Source organism: Actinotalea sp., from assembly GCF_035443605.1.
In the GTDB taxonomy this organism is placed as follows: domain Bacteria; phylum Actinomycetota; class Actinomycetes; order Actinomycetales; family Cellulomonadaceae; genus Actinotalea.
Genome location: NZ_DAORSQ010000011.1, coordinates 23,028 through 38,850 on the forward strand (window position 1 = coordinate 23,028; position 15,823 = coordinate 38,850).

A 15,823-nucleotide genomic window follows, 5' to 3' on the forward strand; every position below is an offset into this window, starting at 1 on the left:
TGCACCTTCCGGTCGTCAGGCGACCAGAAGGTGCAGAGAACTGGCTGTGGCGGGTGGTGGGCGTGGACGGGGGGCATAGGCGCGGCGCGGGTCGTGTTCACTACCGACGTGACGACGACGAGCCCTCGCCTGCCCCGCGTCCGCGCCTCCGAGCTCGTCGGGCGCGGCTGGCTCAACACGGGCGGGCGGACCGTCACCCTGGCCGACCTGCGCGGCAAGATCGTCGTGCTCGACTTCTGGACGTTCTGCTGCATCAACTGCCTGCACGTCCTGGACGAGCTGCGCGCGCTCGAGGCCGCCCACCGGGACGTGCTCGTCATCGTGGGCGTGCACAGCCCGAAGTTCGTCCACGAGGCCGACCCGGTGGCGCTCGCGGCCGCCGTCGAGCGCTACGAGGTGCACCACCCCGTGCTCGACGACCCCGAGCTGGCCACCTGGTCCGCGTACAGCGCGCGTGCGTGGCCGACCCTCGTGGTCATCGACCCGGAGGGCTACATCGTCGGCCACATGGCGGGCGAGGGCCACGCGCACAACCTTGAGGTGCTGGTGGGCGAGCTTGTCGCCGAGCACGCGGCCAAGGGCACGCTGCGCCCGATCGGCTCGGGCGACGGCCCGTACGTCCCGCCCCCCGCGCACTCCTCGACCCTCCGCTTCCCCGCCAAGGCGATCCGGCTCCCCCCCGCCCCCGCGGTCCCGGCGCCGACCGGGGACCCCGGAGCGCGGACCGGTTCCAGGAGTGCGGGGTCCGCGGCGACGGGGACGCTGCTGGTCGCCGACGCGGGGCACCACTCGCTGGCAGAGCTCGCGGCCGACGGCGAGACGCTGCTGCGCCGGATCGGCTCCGGCGAGCGCGGCCTGGCCGACGGCGGCCCGGACGAGGCCCGGTTCGCCGAGCCCAACGGCCTGTGCCTCCTGCCCGACGACGTCGCGGCGCGGGTCGGGTACGACGTCGTCGTGGCCGACACCGCGAACCACGCCCTGCGCGGGGTGCGGCTCGCCGACGGCGCGGTGACGACGATCGCGGGCACGGGTGAGCAGTACCTCGTCGGCGGCAGCGAGAACGGTGATCGCCGGGACGGCGCCCGCGCCGTGCGGCTGTCGTCGCCGTGGGACGTCCTGTGGTGGCCGCAGCGGGGGGTCGTGCTCGTCGCGATGGCGGGCAACCACACGCTCTGGGAGCTCGACGTGCTCGGTGCGCACGGGCACGGCACGGCCCCGGGTCGGGTCGCCGGGACGATGAACGAAGGCCTGCTCGACGGGCACCCGAGCGACGCGTGGTTCGCGCAGACGTCGGGGCTCGCGGTGGACGCGCGCGGGGCCGTCTGGTTGGCGGACTCGGAGGTCTCCGCCCTGCGCCGCCTGGAGTGGCGACCGCCGGGCTGGGAGCCGGGGATCCCCGGCCTCGCGGCCGCCGCGTCCGGCGACGACCCGGCCGAGGCCTACGGGGAGCACAGCGCCGTGACCACCGCCGTCGGCGCCGGCCTGTTCGACTTCGGCCATCGCGACGGTCCGGCCGACCGGGCGCTGCTCCAGCACCCGCTCGGCGTGGCGGTGCTGCCGGACGGCTCGGTCGCGATCGCCGACACCTACAACGGCGCCGTCCGCCGCTACGCCCCGCCCGGCGCCGACGCGCCCGCCGGCACCCCCGGCGAGGTGACCACCCTGGCTCGGGACCTCGCCGAGCCGTCGGGCCTGCTCGTCGACGTGCACGACGACGGCTCCATCGACCTGCTGGTCGTCGAGTCCGCGGCGCACCGCCTCACGCGCCTGCGCCTGCCGGCCCGCCTGGCCGGGGAGATCCTCGACCACGGCGCTCACCGCACGGCCCGGCCGGTGAGCGAGATCGGCGCGGGCGAGCTACGCCTCGACGTCGTGTTCACCCCGGCGACGGGCCAGAAGTACGACGACCGCTACGGCCCGTCCACGCGCCTGCAGGTCTCGGCCACCCCGCCGGAGCTGCTGCTCGACGGCGCGGGGGACGACGTGGCGCTGGTGCGCACCCTGCGGGTCAACCCCGCGGTGGCGGAGGGCGTGCTGCACGTCACGGCCCAGGCGGCGTCGTGCGACGCGGACCCCGCGATCGAGTACCCGGCGTGCCACCTCGCCCAGCAGGACTGGGGCGTGCCGGTGCGCGTGGTGGACGACGGGCCGGCCGTGCTCACGCTCCCGCTGCACGGCTGAGCCGCGCAGGACGCGGCCTCAGGCGGCCGACGCCTGCGCCCCGACGGCGCGCAGCACGAAGGCCTCGATCGCCTCGATCGCCGCCTCCCGCTCCGGGCCCTCCTCGTCGGGCACGCCACGGCTGCCCAGGCTGGCGTTGACCAGAGGGACGGTCATCGCGACGGGCTGCTCGGCGAACACGCCGGCGTCGATCCCCGCCACGAGGATGCGTCGCAGCACGTCCTCCACCAGCGAGGCGTGCTGGCGCAGCTGCTGGGCGCTCTCGCGCGACATGACGCTGCGCAGGTCGACCCCGGGGGCCGGGTAGTACGTCTTCTTGCGGTCGACGTGCTGACGCACGTACGTGCGCAGCTGCTCGACCGGGTCGCTGACGCCCTCGAGCGTGCGCTCCAGCGCGACGACGTAGGCCTCGGTGGTCTCGTAGATGAACGCGAGGAGCAGCGACTCCTTGTCCGGGAAGTGGTTGTACAGCGCCGTGCGGCCGACGCCGGCCTCCTGGGCGATGTCCGCCAGGGTGATGGCGTCGAAGCCCCGTTCGGCCATGAGTGTGGTCAGCGCCTCGAACAGCCGCGCGCGGGTGCGCTCGCGGTGCTCGGAGAGCGACCCTCCGATGATCTTCGGCATGGGGTCATTCTCCCACCTGCGGGCCGAGTTAGGGTCGGCCGCATGAGCGAGCAGATGGATGCCTCCGCCCCACGCCCGGACGCCCCGCCGATCGAGCCTGACACCAAGGACTGGACCTGGGTGCTGCTGGCCCCCTGCGCCGAGTGCGGGTTCACCGCGGACCAGGTGGACCGGTCGGGGCTGCCGGCCCTCGTGCGCGGGTGGACCGCGCGCTGGGAGCACCTGCTGACGCGGCCCGACGTCGCCGTGCGGCCAGCCCCGACGGTCTGGTCGCCCCTGGAGTACGCGTGCCACGTGCGCGACGTGCTGCGGGTGTTCGACGGTCGCGTGGGGCTCATGCTCACGCAGGACGGCCCGACCTTCGCGAACTGGGACCAGGACGAGACCGCGGTCGCCGAGCGCTACGGCGAGCAGGACCCTGCCGTCGTCGCGGTCGAGCTGCGCGCGGCCGGCGACGCGCTCGCCGCGACGTTCGCCGCCGTGCCGCCCGGCGCGTGGGCGCGCACGGGGCTGCGCTCCAACGGCTCGGCGTTCACCGTCGACAGCATCGGCCGCTACTTCGCGCACGACGTCGTCCACCACCTGCACGACGTCGACGCCTGAGCGCACCCGAGACCTGTGCCCACCCGCCGCCCGAGCGGCCTCCGGGACGCGTTCCCACCCCGGCTGACCAGCGGCGTCGTGCACAACTTTCGTGCACAGGCCTGTGCATCAAGGTCCCCGTGAGCGTGCGATCTTGTGGACGAACCTGTGTCTATCGGGGACCCGAGAACTGGTCCCCGGAACCGCTTGCGGGGGCCACGCGCCGAGGTCTAGAACTAGGTCATCGGCAAGAAGGAACAGCCGCTTCGACCGGGGAGACCCGGGAGGATCCGCCGGGGCAACCCGGCCGGATGGCGGAGGTTTCGCACTACCGGACCGACCGGAGAACCGGTGGATCGACTCGGAGGGGCAACCCGAAGGGCTGCGCCTGGCGGCGTGGGTGTCCATGAGGTACCGGACGGGGTGGTCTGAAGGATCGACGGCTCGCGGCTTGCCGTGGAGCGACGGATCCGCCGCATCGCCAGAGCGGGGTCGGCGTGACCGGGCAACCGGACTCGTGACCGCAGATCACGGCAAGGCCCCTCGGACGCTTACTCCGAGGGGCCTTTGCTGTGTCCCACGGTAGGCGTCCCACCGCGACCCACGGGTGAACGACACGCGGCGACGGACCGTCGCCTCAGGGTCGGTCGAGGGCTCAGATCCCCTCGACCGCGGACAGCCGGCCCGCGTCCACGGCAGCGCGGAACGCCTCGAAGTCCCGCAGGTTGCGGTCCGCGTAGGCGACGGCGAAGTCGGCGAGCGCGGCGTCGATCACCGCGCCGTGGCCGAGGTAGGCGGCCAGTGCCACACGGTCCCCGGTGCGGGCGTGGGCCTTGGCCAGGGTCCACCCGCACAGCCGGGCGTAGGCGGCGAGCCCGAGCGGGGCCACGCGCTCCAGGTCCACCGACCCCTTCCAGTCCCGCAGCTGGCGGACGTACACGTCGCGCGTCACGCCGTCGGGCCCCAGGACGCTCGCCCAGCCCAGCAGGATGTCGCTGACGGACTGCATCACCCGCTGCCCGACGACGACGCGCTCGCCCTGGTGCCGCGGAGCGTCCTCGCCGAGGCTGCGCGACACCACCGAGCCCTGGGCCTCCTTGACCTGCAGCAGCAGCGGGTCGCCGTCGTCCCGGCCGCGCAGCAGCACCACCCACGCGCGCGTGCCCACCGAGCCCACGCCGACCACCTTGCGTGCCAGGTGGACGTACTCGTACTGCGCGAACAGCCGCTCGTGGCCACCCGTGAGCGTGCGCGGGTACTCCGCGAGCACGCCGCGGACCTCGGCGACGGCCGCGTCGACGAGGTCCGTCTCGCCGAGCAGCTGCTCGATCGGCACCACCAGCGGGGGCTGGTGCACGATCCGCCGCTCGCCGTCCACCACCTCGGTCAGCCGCCCCTGGGCCTGGAACCGGTCGCGCGTGGTCAGCTTCGTCACCGAGCGCTCGACCGCTCGCACCGAGCGGGGGCCCAGGTGGCCGTCGAGCCGGTCGAGCAGCTCCTGGGAGCCCAGCGAGGCGTACCAGACCTCGAGGTTGCCCATCGCCGCGAACTGCTCCGTCGCCGTGCGGTACGCCTCGGCGCCCGCCAGGACGGCAGCCCGGCGCTCGCGGGGGCGGAACCCCCGGTGGCGCCCGGCGATCTCCACGCTGGTGAGCAGTCGCTTGACGTCCCACTCCCACGGACCGGGCGCGGTCTCGTCGAAGTCGTTGATGTCGAACACCTGGCGCCGCTCCGGCGAGCCGAACATGCCGAAGTTCGCCAGGTGGGCGTCGCCGCACAGCTGGGCCGTGAGGCCCGAACGCGGTGCGCCGGCGAGGTCGGCCGCCATGAGCAGCGCCGCACCGCGGTAGAAGGCGAACGGGGAGGCGAGCATCCGGCCGTGCCGCACGGGGACCAGCTCCGGGAGGCGATCGGCCGCCTGCTCCTCGAGCAGGCTCACGGGGTCGCGCGCCGGCCCGGGCTCGGGCAGGTCCGCCTGGGTGCCGCGGGGTGCCGCGGCGCGTGCCGCACGGCCGCGGTCGATCCGCTGCTGGACCGTGTGGTGCACGTGCGTGCCCCGTTCTCCGCCATGGCGCACGGCGCGGGAGGTCCGGCCGGACGCGGGCGCGCGGTGCGGGGCCCGATCGGCGCCCGTGCCGCCGACCCTACTGCGGGACGCGCCGCGCGACGCCGCGGGCGGCGTGCCGACGTCGCGCGGCGCGGCGGCCCCGCTCAGGACGTCGGTCCGCCGGCCGATGAGGGGCCGTACCCTTCGCACAGGCGCACCCGGGTGCATCGGTGGGTGGCGGTCGGGTCACACCGCCCGGACGAGGGAGCAGGGTGGCGTGACGGGGAGCGGCTCGGCGGCGGTGGGCCAGGCGGCGGTGCGCCTGGGCTGGCAGCGTCGCACGCTGCTCGCCGCGATGTGGGTCTTCGTCGCCGCCTACGGTGCTCTGCTCCGGCTCTCGGACGCCTCCGAAGCCTCCGCCGTCGGCTCGGTGGGGGTCGTCGGCCTGGTCGCGGTGTGGCTGGCGGCGACGGTCTGCGCCGTCACGGTGCTGCGCGCCGGCCCGCGCCAGCACGCCGTGCGGCTCGCGACCGGCGCCGTCACGGCCTTCGCGCTCGGGCTCTCCGCCTACGGCGCCCAGATCGCCCTCACCGGCTCGGTCGGCCTCCCCTCCGTGGGGGGACATCGGCTACCTGCTGTTCTACCCGCTCATGCTCGCGGCGCTGGCAGCGGCCGTGCGACCGGTGGTCCAGATCCGCGGCCCGGCCGTGCTGCTCGACGGGGTGATCATCGTCCTGGCCGTCGGGGCGGTGCTCTCGGTGCTGCTCGACCCGGTGCTCGACCCGGTGCTCAGCGGGGACCTGTCGCTGGGCACCGCGGTCGCCCTGGCCTACCCGTTGGCCGACCTGCTCCTCGTGGGTGTCCTCGTCGGGATGGGCCTGCTGCGCGGCTGGCGCTCGGTGCGCGGCTGGGGCTGGCTCGCCGCGGGTCTGATCGTCTTCGCGGTGACGGACATCTCCTTCGCCCTGTGGCTCGGCGAGGGCAACGGCCTGGTGGGCCAGCCCCTCCAGGCCGGCTGGGCCCTGGGGCTCGTGCTCCTCGCCACCTGGGTCGACGGTGCCCCGGTGCCCGAGCGCCGCTCCGCACGGTCCGAGCCGCAGGCACGGGTCGAGGACCGGCCGGCCGTGACCGCGGTGGCCACCGCGGGTGGCGCGACGGTGGCCGGGCTCGCGGTCCTGGTGGCCGGGACGCAGGTGACCCTGTCGACGCTCTCGGTCGGGCTGGCCGGGGCGACGCTGCTCGCGCTGGGCCTGCGCACGCAGCTCGCCTTCCGCCAGCTGGTCCGCGCGGCGGACCTGCGGACCCTCGCGGCCACGGACGACCTCACGGGCCTGCCCAACCGACGGGCCCTGTACGCCGAGGCGCGGGCCAGGTTCGGCCAGGAGCGGCCGAGCGGCCAGGCCCTGCTGCTGCTGGACCTCGACCGGTTCAAGGAGGTCAACGACAGCCTGGGCCACCAGGCCGGGGACCGGCTCCTCGTCGACGTCGGTGCCCGGCTGCGCGCCCGGCTGCGCGAGGGCGACCTGCTCGCCCGGCTCGGCGGGGACGAGTTCGCGATCCTCCTCGAGGGCGCGAGCCGCGGTGAGGCGCTCGCGGTCGCGGCGTCCCTGCGTGCCGCGCTCGTCGAGCCGTTCCAGCTCGACGACATCGCGCTGCACAGCAGCACGAGCATCGGGATCGCCCTGTTCCCCGAGCACGGTGACGACCTGTCGAGCCTGCTGCGCAAGGCGGACATCGCGCTCTACCAGGCCAAGGTCACCCGCGACCGCCACCTCGTCTACCAGGGCGACACCTCCGCGGAGGGCGTGGACACCTCCACCCGCCTGCGCCGCGTGGCGGAGCTGCGCTCCGCGCTGGCGGAGCACCAGTTCCGGCTGCACTTCCAGCCCAAGGTGGACCTGCTCGGCGGGCGGGTCGTCGGGGTCGAGGCCCTGGTGCGCTGGGACCACCCCGAGCGGGGGCTGCTGCTCCCGGCGGTGTTCCTCGCCCTCGTCGAGCAGAGCGGCCTCATGCGCGCCATGACGCAGGAGGTGCTGCTCCTGGCCATCGACCAGGCTGCCCGGTGGCGCACCGCCGGCACGCCCCTGACCGTCGCGGTCAACCTCTCGCCCAGCTGCCTGGTGGACGACGAGCTGCCGGACCAGATCCTGGCCATGCTCGCGGCGCGCGGCGTGCCGGCGCAGACCCTGCAGCTCGAGATCACCGAGGAGGTGCTGATGACCGACCGGGAGCGCGCCCGCGGCATCCTCACCCGTCTGCGGGCGCACGGGGTGCAGGTGGCCGTGGACGACTTCGGCGCGGGCTACTCGTCGCTGGCCTACCTGCGGGACCTGCCCATCGACGAGCTCAAGCTCGACCGCGCCTTCGTGCTGCCCATGTCCACCGACCCGCGCGCCGCTGCCCTCGTCGCCTCGACGATCGACCTGGCGCACAGCCTCGAGCTGCGCATCGTCGCCGAGGGGGTCGAGGACCGGGAGACCTGCCGCGAGCTGGCCCGCCTGGGGTGCGACCAGGCGCAGGGCTTCCACATCTCCCGGCCCGTGCCCGCCGCCGAGCTGGAGGCCTGGTTCGCCACCGGCGCCCTGCACGTCGAGCCGCCGCCCGCCGGTGCGCAGGCCTGCCCGCACCCGGGGCCGAGCGGCCTGGTGGAGGCGGTCCGGGGCTAGGGTGCCGTCGTGCACCCGATGCCAGCCCTGCCGCCGTCCGTCCGCCTCGTCGACGGCCAGGGCGGGTTGCCCACCGTCGTCGTCCGGCACGCGCGCCGGGGTCACCTCGACGTCGTCCTGCAGGGTGCGCACGTCACGCGATGGATCCCCCCGGGCCGCGCCGACGTGCTCTGGCTGAGCCCGACGGCGACGTTCGCGCCGGGCACGGCCGTCCGGGGTGGCGTCCCGCTGTGCTTCCCCTGGTTCGGCGGCGGGCCGGACGGCACGCTGACGCCGTCCCACGGCTACGCCCGGCTGACCCCGTGGCGGCTCCTCGAGGCCACCGAGCACGCCGACGGCGTCGAGCTGGTGCTGGGCCTCGACCCCGCGCCCGGGGGCGACGGCCTGGCCGCGACCTACCGGATCACGCTGGGTGCAGCGCTCGGCCTCGAGCTGGCGGTGCGCAACGTCGCCGCCGTCCCGGTGGGCTTCGAGGCGGCCCTGCACACGTACCTTGCCGTGAGCGACGTCCGCGACGTCGCGGTGACGGGGCTGGGCGGCGCGCGCTACCTCGACCGCCTGGGCGGGCCGGACCTGGTGCGCCAGGACGTCGACGTGCTGCGGCTCACCGGCGAGACGGACCGGATCTACCAGGGCACCGACGCGACGGTGGTCGTGCACGACGCCGCCGCCGCGCGCCGCCTCGCCGTCGCCAAGGCCGGCTCGGCGAGCACCGTGGTGTGGAACCCGTGGGCGGCGACCGGCGAGGCGATGGCCGACGTCGGCCCGGCGTGGTCCTCGATGCTGTGCGTCGAGACCGCGAACGTCCGCGAGCACGCCGTGCGCCTCGCGCCCGGCACGGAGCACGTCATGGCGACGTCGATCGCGGTGCTCGACCCGGTCTGAGCGGGTGGGTGCGCGGCGTCGACGTGGCCGTCAGCCGCAGCCGAGCAGGTAGCGACCGAGGACCTGGGTGACGGTGCTGTCCGCCGCGTCGTTCGCCGACCAGTAGAAGAGCGACGCCGGGGCGCCGGGGTCCATCACCTCGACCTGGAAGACCTGGTAGTTCTCGAGGAGCACGCCCGGCTGCGCGCCGGGCAGGGAGGCGACGTCGGACATCGGGCTGCCGATCCCGATCCCGGACGCCATCGCCAGGACGGTGGGCAGGGGTGCGCTGCCGTCGACCTGCCACGACAGCAGTGCGCCGGCCTGGACCCCGACGGTCACCGGGCCCCAGCGCACCGTCTGCGTGTCGGTCAGCCCGCACTCGGCCGGGAAGTCCGTCACGCTGTCCGGCGGGCCGAGCAGCGTCTCGAGCGCCGTGAGGGCGTCGGGCGCGTCCCAGGGCAGGTCGCCGACCCCGTGCGCGGAGAGCAGGACGGTCACGGGCTCGGTGGTCGGCTCCGGCGTGGGGCTCGCGCTCGCGTCGGGCGATGCGTCGGGGCCGGCCGAGGAGGTCGGGCTCCCGGAGGTCGACGGCGACGGCGTCGGACCCGGCGCGTCGGGTGTGCACGCGGCGAGGGCGCCGACCAGCAGCGCACCGCCGGCGAGCGTGGCGACGACGGCGCGGACGGAGGTGGTGGCGCGGGGGCTGCGGCGCGGACGGAGGCTCATGGGTGCACGCTCCCACCGCGCGCCCCGGCACGGCAACGGTGCCCCCGGGTGACCGGGGACACCGTCACGTGCCGGGTGGCGCGGGTCAGAAGTTCTCGCCCGGCAGGATGTCGAACGCGGTGTCGAGCCATGCGAGGTCGTCGGCGGTGTCGACCCGGTAGCCGCCGCCGGTGCCGGCGCAGCGGGCGTTGACCCCGAAGGAGGTCACGGCAGCGACGACGTTGGAGCCCTCGACGAAGATCGGGCCGCCGGAGTCCCCGCTGCACGTGCCGCCGCCCGCGGCGTTGTTGGTGAACAGGACGGTGTTGCCCGCCTTGTGCTCACCGAACGCGGCGTCCTGGTTGATGATCTGCAGGGTGGCCTGGAGGCGGATGCGTGCCGACTCGGTCAGCGAGGTCTGCGCGGGCATGCTCCGCTGCAGCCCGTAGCCGACCGCTGTGAAGGCCTGCTTGTTCTGGCCCCGTGCGACGAAGAAGTCGTCGAAGTAGCCCACGTCGGGGATGGCGCCGTACTCCGCGAGGATCACCGGCTCCTCGAGCACCACGACGCCCAGGTCGTGCAGGTAGAACGCGCTGTCGTCGTACTCGGGGTGGGTGAAGGGCTGGCCCTCGACGGAGGTGGCGCCACCGAGGGGGTAGCCCACGGCGGCGGCGTCGGTGAGGTCCTCCTCGAACCACACCCGGGCGCCGTCGGCGCCGAACGTGCAGTGCCCGGCCGTGAGGAAGATCGTCGGGGAGACGAGGGTGCCGCTGCAGCGCCACGCCGGCGCCCCCCCGGCGTCGGCGATCATGAGGCCGACGTACGGGTGCGCCCCGTCGTCCGGCTCGCCGTAGCGGATGGCTGCGGCCGGGCCGGCACTGGCGGCGACGACGGCCAGCGCGGCCAGGACGACGACCCAACGGGTTCTGCGCACGGAGGTCCCTCTCGACGGTGGTGAGGTGATGCGGGTGGGGCGCACGCTACTCGTCGGTACGTTCCGCGCAACCGGTGGTCCAGCCCCACGGGCTGGATCAGGCGCTCGCCCTCCGGACGAGGTCGACGACCGTGCTCTCCACCGCGGGGCTCCACCGCACGAGCGCGTACGACACCGGCCAGAGGTCGCCGTCGTCGAGCGCCGCCGGGTCCTGGAAGCCCAGGGTGGAGTAGCGGGTGGAGAACTTGGCCGCGTCCTGGAAGAAGACGACGACCTTGCCGTCCGCGTTCGCGTAGGCGGGCATCCCGTACCACGTCCTCGGCGACAGCCCTGGGGCCGTCGTGGTGACGGCGACGTGCACGCGCTCGGCGAGAGCACGGTCCTCCGGCGCCATCGTCGCGATCCGGTCGAGGACCGCCTGGAGGCCGTCGGCCGCCTTGCTGCCCTTCTTGCCCTCGGCACGCAGCTCGTCGGCGCGCTCCTTCATCGCGGCGCGCTCCGCGGGGCTGAACCCGCCGGACTCGTCCTCGGCCTTCGTCGTGGGCATGTCGGGCTTCCTCTCGACGGTCCTCGGCTCGGCGTGGCGCCGATCCGTCGCTGCCAGGCTAGGCCCGGGCCCGCCGGGGCGCTCCTCGGCTCCCGCTCCCTCGTCCGGCCCGAGATCGCCGGGGGCGCACGGCGGGGATGGGTAGGCTCGTGCCGGCGGGGACCCCTCCGCGCCCCTCCGCGCCCCTCCGGTCGCGCGCGCGACCCCGTGGGAAGGCAGCCGGTGGAGACGACGCCACGGAGCAGGGACGGCAGCGTCCATGTGACCGACGAGCGGTTCAACACCGTCTCGCACCTCTTCGCAGCGTGCTTCGCCGTCGCGGGTGCCGCGGTGCTGGTCGCACAGGCGGCGGCACAGGCGGATCCGTGGAAGGTCGTCGGGTTCAGCATCTACGGCGTGTCGGTGGTGATGCTGTTCGTCACCAGCGCCCTGCACCACGGCATCGACGGCGGCCCGCGCGTCAACGAGGTGCTGCGCACCCTCGACTACGTGTCGGTCTTCCTCCTCATCGCGGGCTCCGTGACGCCGATCGTGCTCGTGCTGTTCCGCAGCCCGTACGGCTGGGCGGTCCTGGGTGCGGTGTGGCTCATCGCCACGCTCGGGATCGTGGCGCGCTCGGTGCTGCGGGAGCTGCCGAAGGACGTCACGAACACCCTCTACATCGCCCTGGGCTGGTTGCCGGTCCTGCTGGTCGGTGCGGGCGGCTCGGTGCCCGTCGGGGCGCTGGTGCTCATGGCGGCGGGTGGTCTGGTCTACAGCGCCGGCTTCGTGATCTTCGTCCTCGAGCGGCCGAACCCGTGGCCGGGGGTGTTCGGGTTCCACGAGATCTGGCACGCGATGGTGGTCGTCGCGGCCGTGCTGCACTACCTGCTCATGTACCTCTACGTGCTGCCCGCGCCCCGGGTCTGACGTCGCCGCGCCCACCGCGTCGAGCCGCGGCCGGCGCGACCGGCGTCACGACGGCGGCGGGGGCGCGGTGCTCGCGCGCACCACCAGGTCGGTGGGGACGAGCACGCGGTCCCGCACGACCTCGGTCCCGTGACGCACCTGCCCGAGGACGAGGCGGACCAGCTCGACGCCGATCTGGTTGAAGTCCTGCCGGACGGTCGTCAGCGGCGGGGACGAGAACTCGCTCAGCGCGATCCCGTCGAAGCCGACGACGGAGACGTCCTGCGGCACCCGCAGGCCGGCCTCGTGCAGGGCCCGCATGAGCCCGAACGACATGTCGTCGTTCGCGCTGAAGACGGCGGTGATCGACCGGTCGAGCGCGATCTCCCGGCCCACGCGGTAGCCCGACTCGGCCGACCAGTCGCCACGCCAGACCTTCGGCGGCCGGACTCCGGCCTCCTCGAGGCAGCGCTCCCACGCAGCGGTGCGGACGCCGGCCGGCCAGGAGCCCTCCGGCCCGGCCAGGTGGTGCACGGTGCGGTGCCCGAGGTCCAGCAGGTGCTGGGTCGCGTCCCGGCTGCCCTGGACCTGATCGGCGACCACGCTGGGGTAGTGCCCGCTGAACCGCGAGTCGGAGACCGCGACGGGCATGCCCTGGGGCAGCGCGAGCGACTCCGCCGTCGCACGCTCGGCCCGGATGATGATGAGGCCGTCGATCGCCTGGTGCGGCAGCCGGTGCGCCGCCCGCTCCCAGCCCTTGGTCGCGGGATCTCCCACGGTGAGGAGAGTCACCGCGTGGTCCTCGGCCTCCGCGGCCCGCACCACGGCCTCCGTCGTCAGCGCCTCGCCCGTCCGGCCGAACCGGTGCGCGACGACCCCGATCGCCCCGTAGGTCCCGTTGCGCAGCGCGCGCGCGGCGCGGTTCGGCGTGTAGCCCAGCTGCTGCATGGCCCGCTGCACGCGCTCGCGCGTCGCGGGGCGGACGACGTCGGCACCGGTCGACACGCGCGACACGGTCTGCGCCGAGACTCCCGCGAGCTTGGCGACGTCTTCGATGGATGGGCCGGTCTTTCTCCGGCCCCGGCCAGTCATGGCGGCCATGCCCGGCATCCTAGTGGCGCGATGTTGACGTCAACGTCACGGATCCCGCCGCGTGACCCAGCGCCCGTTCTTCTCGTTACCGGATCGTGACCCGAGGGTCTAGCCCGATCGCCGGGAGGCGCCCTATGTTTACCTAAACATTTGTTGGCTCAGAGAGGAGCGCAGCAGGACGACACGTCGTCCCCCTCGGCGCACGAGCCGCCCGGGAGTGTCGCCACCACGGAGCATCCCGGGGCACCAGCGAGTGCGACGAGACCCGGTCGGGGCGTGGGCGACAGGAGTCGCAGGGAAGTCAGGTAGGCCCCGGGCCCGGCAGCGACGCCGGCCCCGGCTCGGCAGCGACAAGAAGGAAGCTCAGATGGACACGTTCCGGAAGTCGGTCTCGGTTGCGGCAGTCATGTCGCTGTCCCTCGCTCTTGCGGCCTGTGGCGGCGCGGACGAGGTCGACAGCGGTGACGACGCCGCCAGCGGCGACGACAACACCCTCACGGTCTGGGCCTGGGACCCGGCCTTCAACCTCTACTCCCTGGAGGAGGCCGAGAAGGTCTACCAGGTGGACCACCCGGACTTCTCGCTCGAGATCGTCGAGACCCCGTGGGACGACCTGCAGACCAAGCTCACGACGCTCGCCCAGTCCCAGGAGCTCGACCAGCTCCCGGACATCTTCCTCATGCAGAACAACGCCTACCAGAAGAACGTCATCAACTACCCGGACCTGTTCAGCGACTACTCCGCCTCCGGGATCGACTTCGGTGAGTTCCCCGACTCCGTCGTGGCGTACTCGACGGTCGACGGCATGAACTACGGCCTGCCGTTCGACAACGGCACCGCGATCTCGGCCCTGCGGACCGACGTCCTGACGCAGGCCGGCTACACGGTCGACGACTTCACCGACATCACGTGGAGCGAGTACATCACCCTCGGCAAGGACGTCCTCGCCAAGACCGGCCAGCCGCTGCTGTCCGGCCCGGCCGGCTCGTCCGACCTGATCATGATGATGCTGCAGAGCGCCGGCGCGAGCCTCTTCGACGACGAGGGCAACCCCACGATCGTCGACAACGAGGCGCTGCTCGCCGCGATCGCGACCTACCAGGAGCTGGTCACGTCCGGCGTGCTCGTCGAGGTCAACTCGTGGGACGAGTACATCAACAGCCTCGTCAACGCCAACGTCGCCGGCACCATCAACGGCGTGTGGATCATCGGCTCGATCCAGTCGGCCGCAGACCAGTCCGGCCTGTGGGGCATCACCAACCTGCCGAAGCTCGACGACGTCGACGGTGCGACCAACTACTCGGCCAACGGCGGCTCGTCCTGGGCGATCAGCTCCACGGCGAACGCCGAGCTCGCGGCCGACTTCCTGGGCGCCACCTTCGCGGGGTCCACCGAGTTCTACGACACGATCCTGCCGTCGGCCGGTGCGCTGGCCAACTGGACCCCCGCCGGGCAGAGCGCCGTCTACGCCGAGCCGCAGGAGTTCTTCGGCGGCGATCCGATCTTCACCAAGGTCGTCGAGTTCTCGACGCAGGTCCCGAGCAACAACACCGGCGCGTACTACTACGAGGGGCGCGACGCCGTCAGCGTCTCGATCACCAACATCATGAACGGGGCCGACCCCGCCACCGCGCTCGAAGAGGCGCAGGCCACGGTCGAGTTCGCGATGCAGTGATCCCCGGACCGGGCGCGGTGAGGTCGACTCGCCGCGCCCGGTGCCAGGCCCCCGGCTCCCCGCTCGTCCCGTCGCACAGAAGGTGAGTTCGCCGTGTCACAACCGGCCGCGCCGGCCAAGGAAGCCCCTCGATCGGCTCCCTCGCCGCTGACGAAGATCACGGGCCTGTTCTCCCGCTCGGCCCGGCCCCCCGGCTCCTCCGGCCTGACGCTCGGGCTCGAGCGGCGCCGCAGCCTGACCGGCTGGGCCTTCCTCCTGCCCGCCACGCTGCTCATCCTGTGGCTCAACTTCTGGCCGATGATCCAGGCGTTCATCCTGTCCCTGCAGACCGGGCGCGGCACCCAGCTCTCGTTCGCGGAGCCGCTGTGGTCCAACTACACGCGTCTGCTCGACGACGAGGTCTTCCGGCTCACCCTCGGGACGACGTTCTTCTACCTCGTCATCCAGGTCCCGATCATGCTGGGCCTGGCGCTGGTCCTGGCGAACCTCCTCAACGACCGGAACCTGCGGTTCAAGGGGCTGTGGCGGACCGCGATCTTCCTGCCGAGCGCGGTGGGCCTGGTCTCCTACGCGCTGGTCTTCCGCACGATGTTCGCCAACGACGGGCTGGTCAACGACATCCTGCTCGGGATGGGCTTCATCGACGGCCCGGTCAACTGGCTCGGCCAGACCGGCACCGCGCGCATGGTCCTGGTCCTCGGCCTGCTGTGGCGGTGGACCGGCTACAACATGATCTTCTACCTTGCTGCCCTGCAGAACATCGACCAGTCGACGATCGAGGCGGCGCGGATCGACGGTGCTGGCTCGTTCAAGACGTTCTGGTACGTCACGATCCCCCAGCTCAAGCCGATCATCCTGCTCACCGCGATCATGTCGACGAACGGGACGTTGCAGCTCTTCGACGAGTCGTTCAACCTCACGGCCGGCGGGCCGGGCAACACCTCGATGACCATCTCGCACTACCTGTACAACGTGTCGTTCCGCAACAGCCCGAACTTCGGGTACGCCGCGGCGA

General features: G+C 73.4%; 13 protein-coding genes. 7 read left to right on the forward strand and 6 right to left on the reverse strand.

Annotation, left to right across the window (positions count from 1 at the left end; all coding sequences use genetic code 11):
• Positions 1-93: 93 nt before the first annotated feature.
• Positions 94-2,181: an NHL domain-containing thioredoxin family protein gene (locus PKY62_RS02540; RefSeq protein WP_324534533.1), complete on the forward strand. Its 2,088-nt coding sequence runs from the start codon at positions 94-96 to the stop codon at positions 2,179-2,181.
• 18 nt (positions 2,182-2,199) lie between these two features.
• Here the strand turns inward: PKY62_RS02540 and PKY62_RS02545 are convergent, their stop codons facing one another.
• Complete coding sequence (locus PKY62_RS02545) at positions 2,200-2,805, reverse strand: TetR/AcrR family transcriptional regulator (protein ID WP_324534535.1); 606 nt, start codon at positions 2,803-2,805, stop codon at positions 2,200-2,202.
• A 42-nt stretch (positions 2,806-2,847) separates the two neighbouring features.
• Here PKY62_RS02545 and PKY62_RS02550 point away from each other — a divergent pair, with 42 nt between their 5' ends.
• On the forward strand, positions 2,848-3,408 hold the full coding sequence (locus PKY62_RS02550; protein WP_324534537.1) for a DinB family protein: 561 nt from the start codon (positions 2,848-2,850) through the stop codon (positions 3,406-3,408).
• Positions 3,409-4,042: 634 nt separating this feature from the next.
• Here PKY62_RS02550 and PKY62_RS02555 read toward each other — a convergent pair.
• Complete coding sequence (locus PKY62_RS02555) at positions 4,043-5,434, reverse strand: DUF2252 domain-containing protein (RefSeq protein WP_324534539.1); 1,392 nt, start codon at positions 5,432-5,434, stop codon at positions 4,043-4,045.
• Between the two features lie 650 nt (positions 5,435-6,084).
• Here PKY62_RS02555 and PKY62_RS02560 point away from each other — a divergent pair.
• Positions 6,085-8,100: a putative bifunctional diguanylate cyclase/phosphodiesterase gene (locus PKY62_RS02560; RefSeq protein WP_324534540.1), complete on the forward strand. Its 2,016-nt coding sequence runs from the start codon at positions 6,085-6,087 to the stop codon at positions 8,098-8,100.
• Positions 8,101-8,118: 18 nt separating this feature from the next.
• Positions 8,119-8,985: a D-hexose-6-phosphate mutarotase gene (locus PKY62_RS02565; RefSeq protein ID WP_324534558.1), complete on the forward strand. Its 867-nt coding sequence runs from the start codon at positions 8,119-8,121 to the stop codon at positions 8,983-8,985.
• Positions 8,986-9,015: 30 nt separating this feature from the next.
• Here PKY62_RS02565 and PKY62_RS02570 read toward each other — a convergent pair whose 3' ends face one another.
• From PKY62_RS02570 to PKY62_RS02580, 3 genes are all read right to left on the reverse strand, one after another.
• Positions 9,016-9,693 carry a hypothetical protein gene (locus PKY62_RS02570; protein WP_324534542.1) on the reverse strand — a complete coding sequence of 226 codons (678 nt, stop codon included), beginning with the start codon at positions 9,691-9,693 and terminating at the stop codon, positions 9,016-9,018.
• An 85-nt stretch (positions 9,694-9,778) separates the two neighbouring features.
• Positions 9,779-10,606, reverse strand: a complete 828-nt coding sequence (locus PKY62_RS02575) for a S1 family peptidase (protein ID WP_324534544.1) — start codon at positions 10,604-10,606, stop codon at positions 9,779-9,781.
• 97 nt (positions 10,607-10,703) lie between these two features.
• Entirely contained in the window at positions 10,704-11,153 is a 450-nt protein-coding gene (locus tag PKY62_RS02580) for an iron chaperone (protein WP_324534546.1), read from the reverse strand.
• Positions 11,154-11,414: 261 nt separating this feature from the next.
• On the opposite strand from PKY62_RS02580, the gene trhA reads away from it, so the two are divergent.
• Positions 11,415-12,062 (forward strand): PAQR family membrane homeostasis protein TrhA, encoded by a 648-nt coding sequence (gene trhA / locus PKY62_RS02585; protein WP_324534548.1) that lies wholly within the window; start codon positions 11,415-11,417, stop codon positions 12,060-12,062.
• A gap of 45 nt (positions 12,063-12,107) precedes the next feature.
• Here the strand turns inward: trhA and PKY62_RS02590 are convergent, their stop codons facing one another.
• A complete protein-coding gene (locus tag PKY62_RS02590) occupies positions 12,108-13,142 on the reverse strand; it encodes a LacI family DNA-binding transcriptional regulator (RefSeq protein ID WP_324534550.1) in 1,035 nt (344 codons plus the stop codon).
• Positions 13,143-13,500: 358 nt separating this feature from the next.
• Between PKY62_RS02590 and PKY62_RS02595 the strand changes: the two genes are divergently transcribed.
• Complete coding sequence (locus PKY62_RS02595; protein ID WP_324534552.1) at positions 13,501-14,808, forward strand: ABC transporter substrate-binding protein; 1,308 nt, start codon at positions 13,501-13,503, stop codon at positions 14,806-14,808.
• A 93-nt stretch (positions 14,809-14,901) separates the two neighbouring features.
• Positions 14,902-15,823: carbohydrate ABC transporter permease (locus PKY62_RS02600; RefSeq protein ID WP_324534554.1), on the forward strand; the 922-nt coding region annotated here is incomplete at its 3' end.

Coding starts and splice junctions, on each gene's coding strand:
- PKY62_RS02545 (WP_324534535.1), bottom strand. CDS start 2,805: ATGCCGAAGATCATCGGAGGGTCGCTCTCCGAGCACCGCGAGCGCACC.
- PKY62_RS02550 (WP_324534537.1), top strand. CDS start 2,848: ATGAGCGAGCAGATGGATGCCTCCGCCCCACGCCCGGACGCCCCGCCG.
- PKY62_RS02560 (WP_324534540.1), top strand. CDS start 6,085: ATGCTCGCGGCGCTGGCAGCGGCCGTGCGACCGGTGGTCCAGATCCGC.
- PKY62_RS02565 (WP_324534558.1), top strand. CDS start 8,119: ATGCCAGCCCTGCCGCCGTCCGTCCGCCTCGTCGACGGCCAGGGCGGG.
- PKY62_RS02570 (WP_324534542.1), bottom strand. CDS start 9,693: ATGAGCCTCCGTCCGCGCCGCAGCCCCCGCGCCACCACCTCCGTCCGC.
- PKY62_RS02580 (WP_324534546.1), bottom strand. CDS start 11,153: ATGCCCACGACGAAGGCCGAGGACGAGTCCGGCGGGTTCAGCCCCGCG.
- PKY62_RS02590 (WP_324534550.1), bottom strand. CDS start 13,142: ATGGCCGCCATGACTGGCCGGGGCCGGAGAAAGACCGGCCCATCCATC.
- PKY62_RS02595 (WP_324534552.1), top strand. CDS start 13,501: ATGGACACGTTCCGGAAGTCGGTCTCGGTTGCGGCAGTCATGTCGCTG.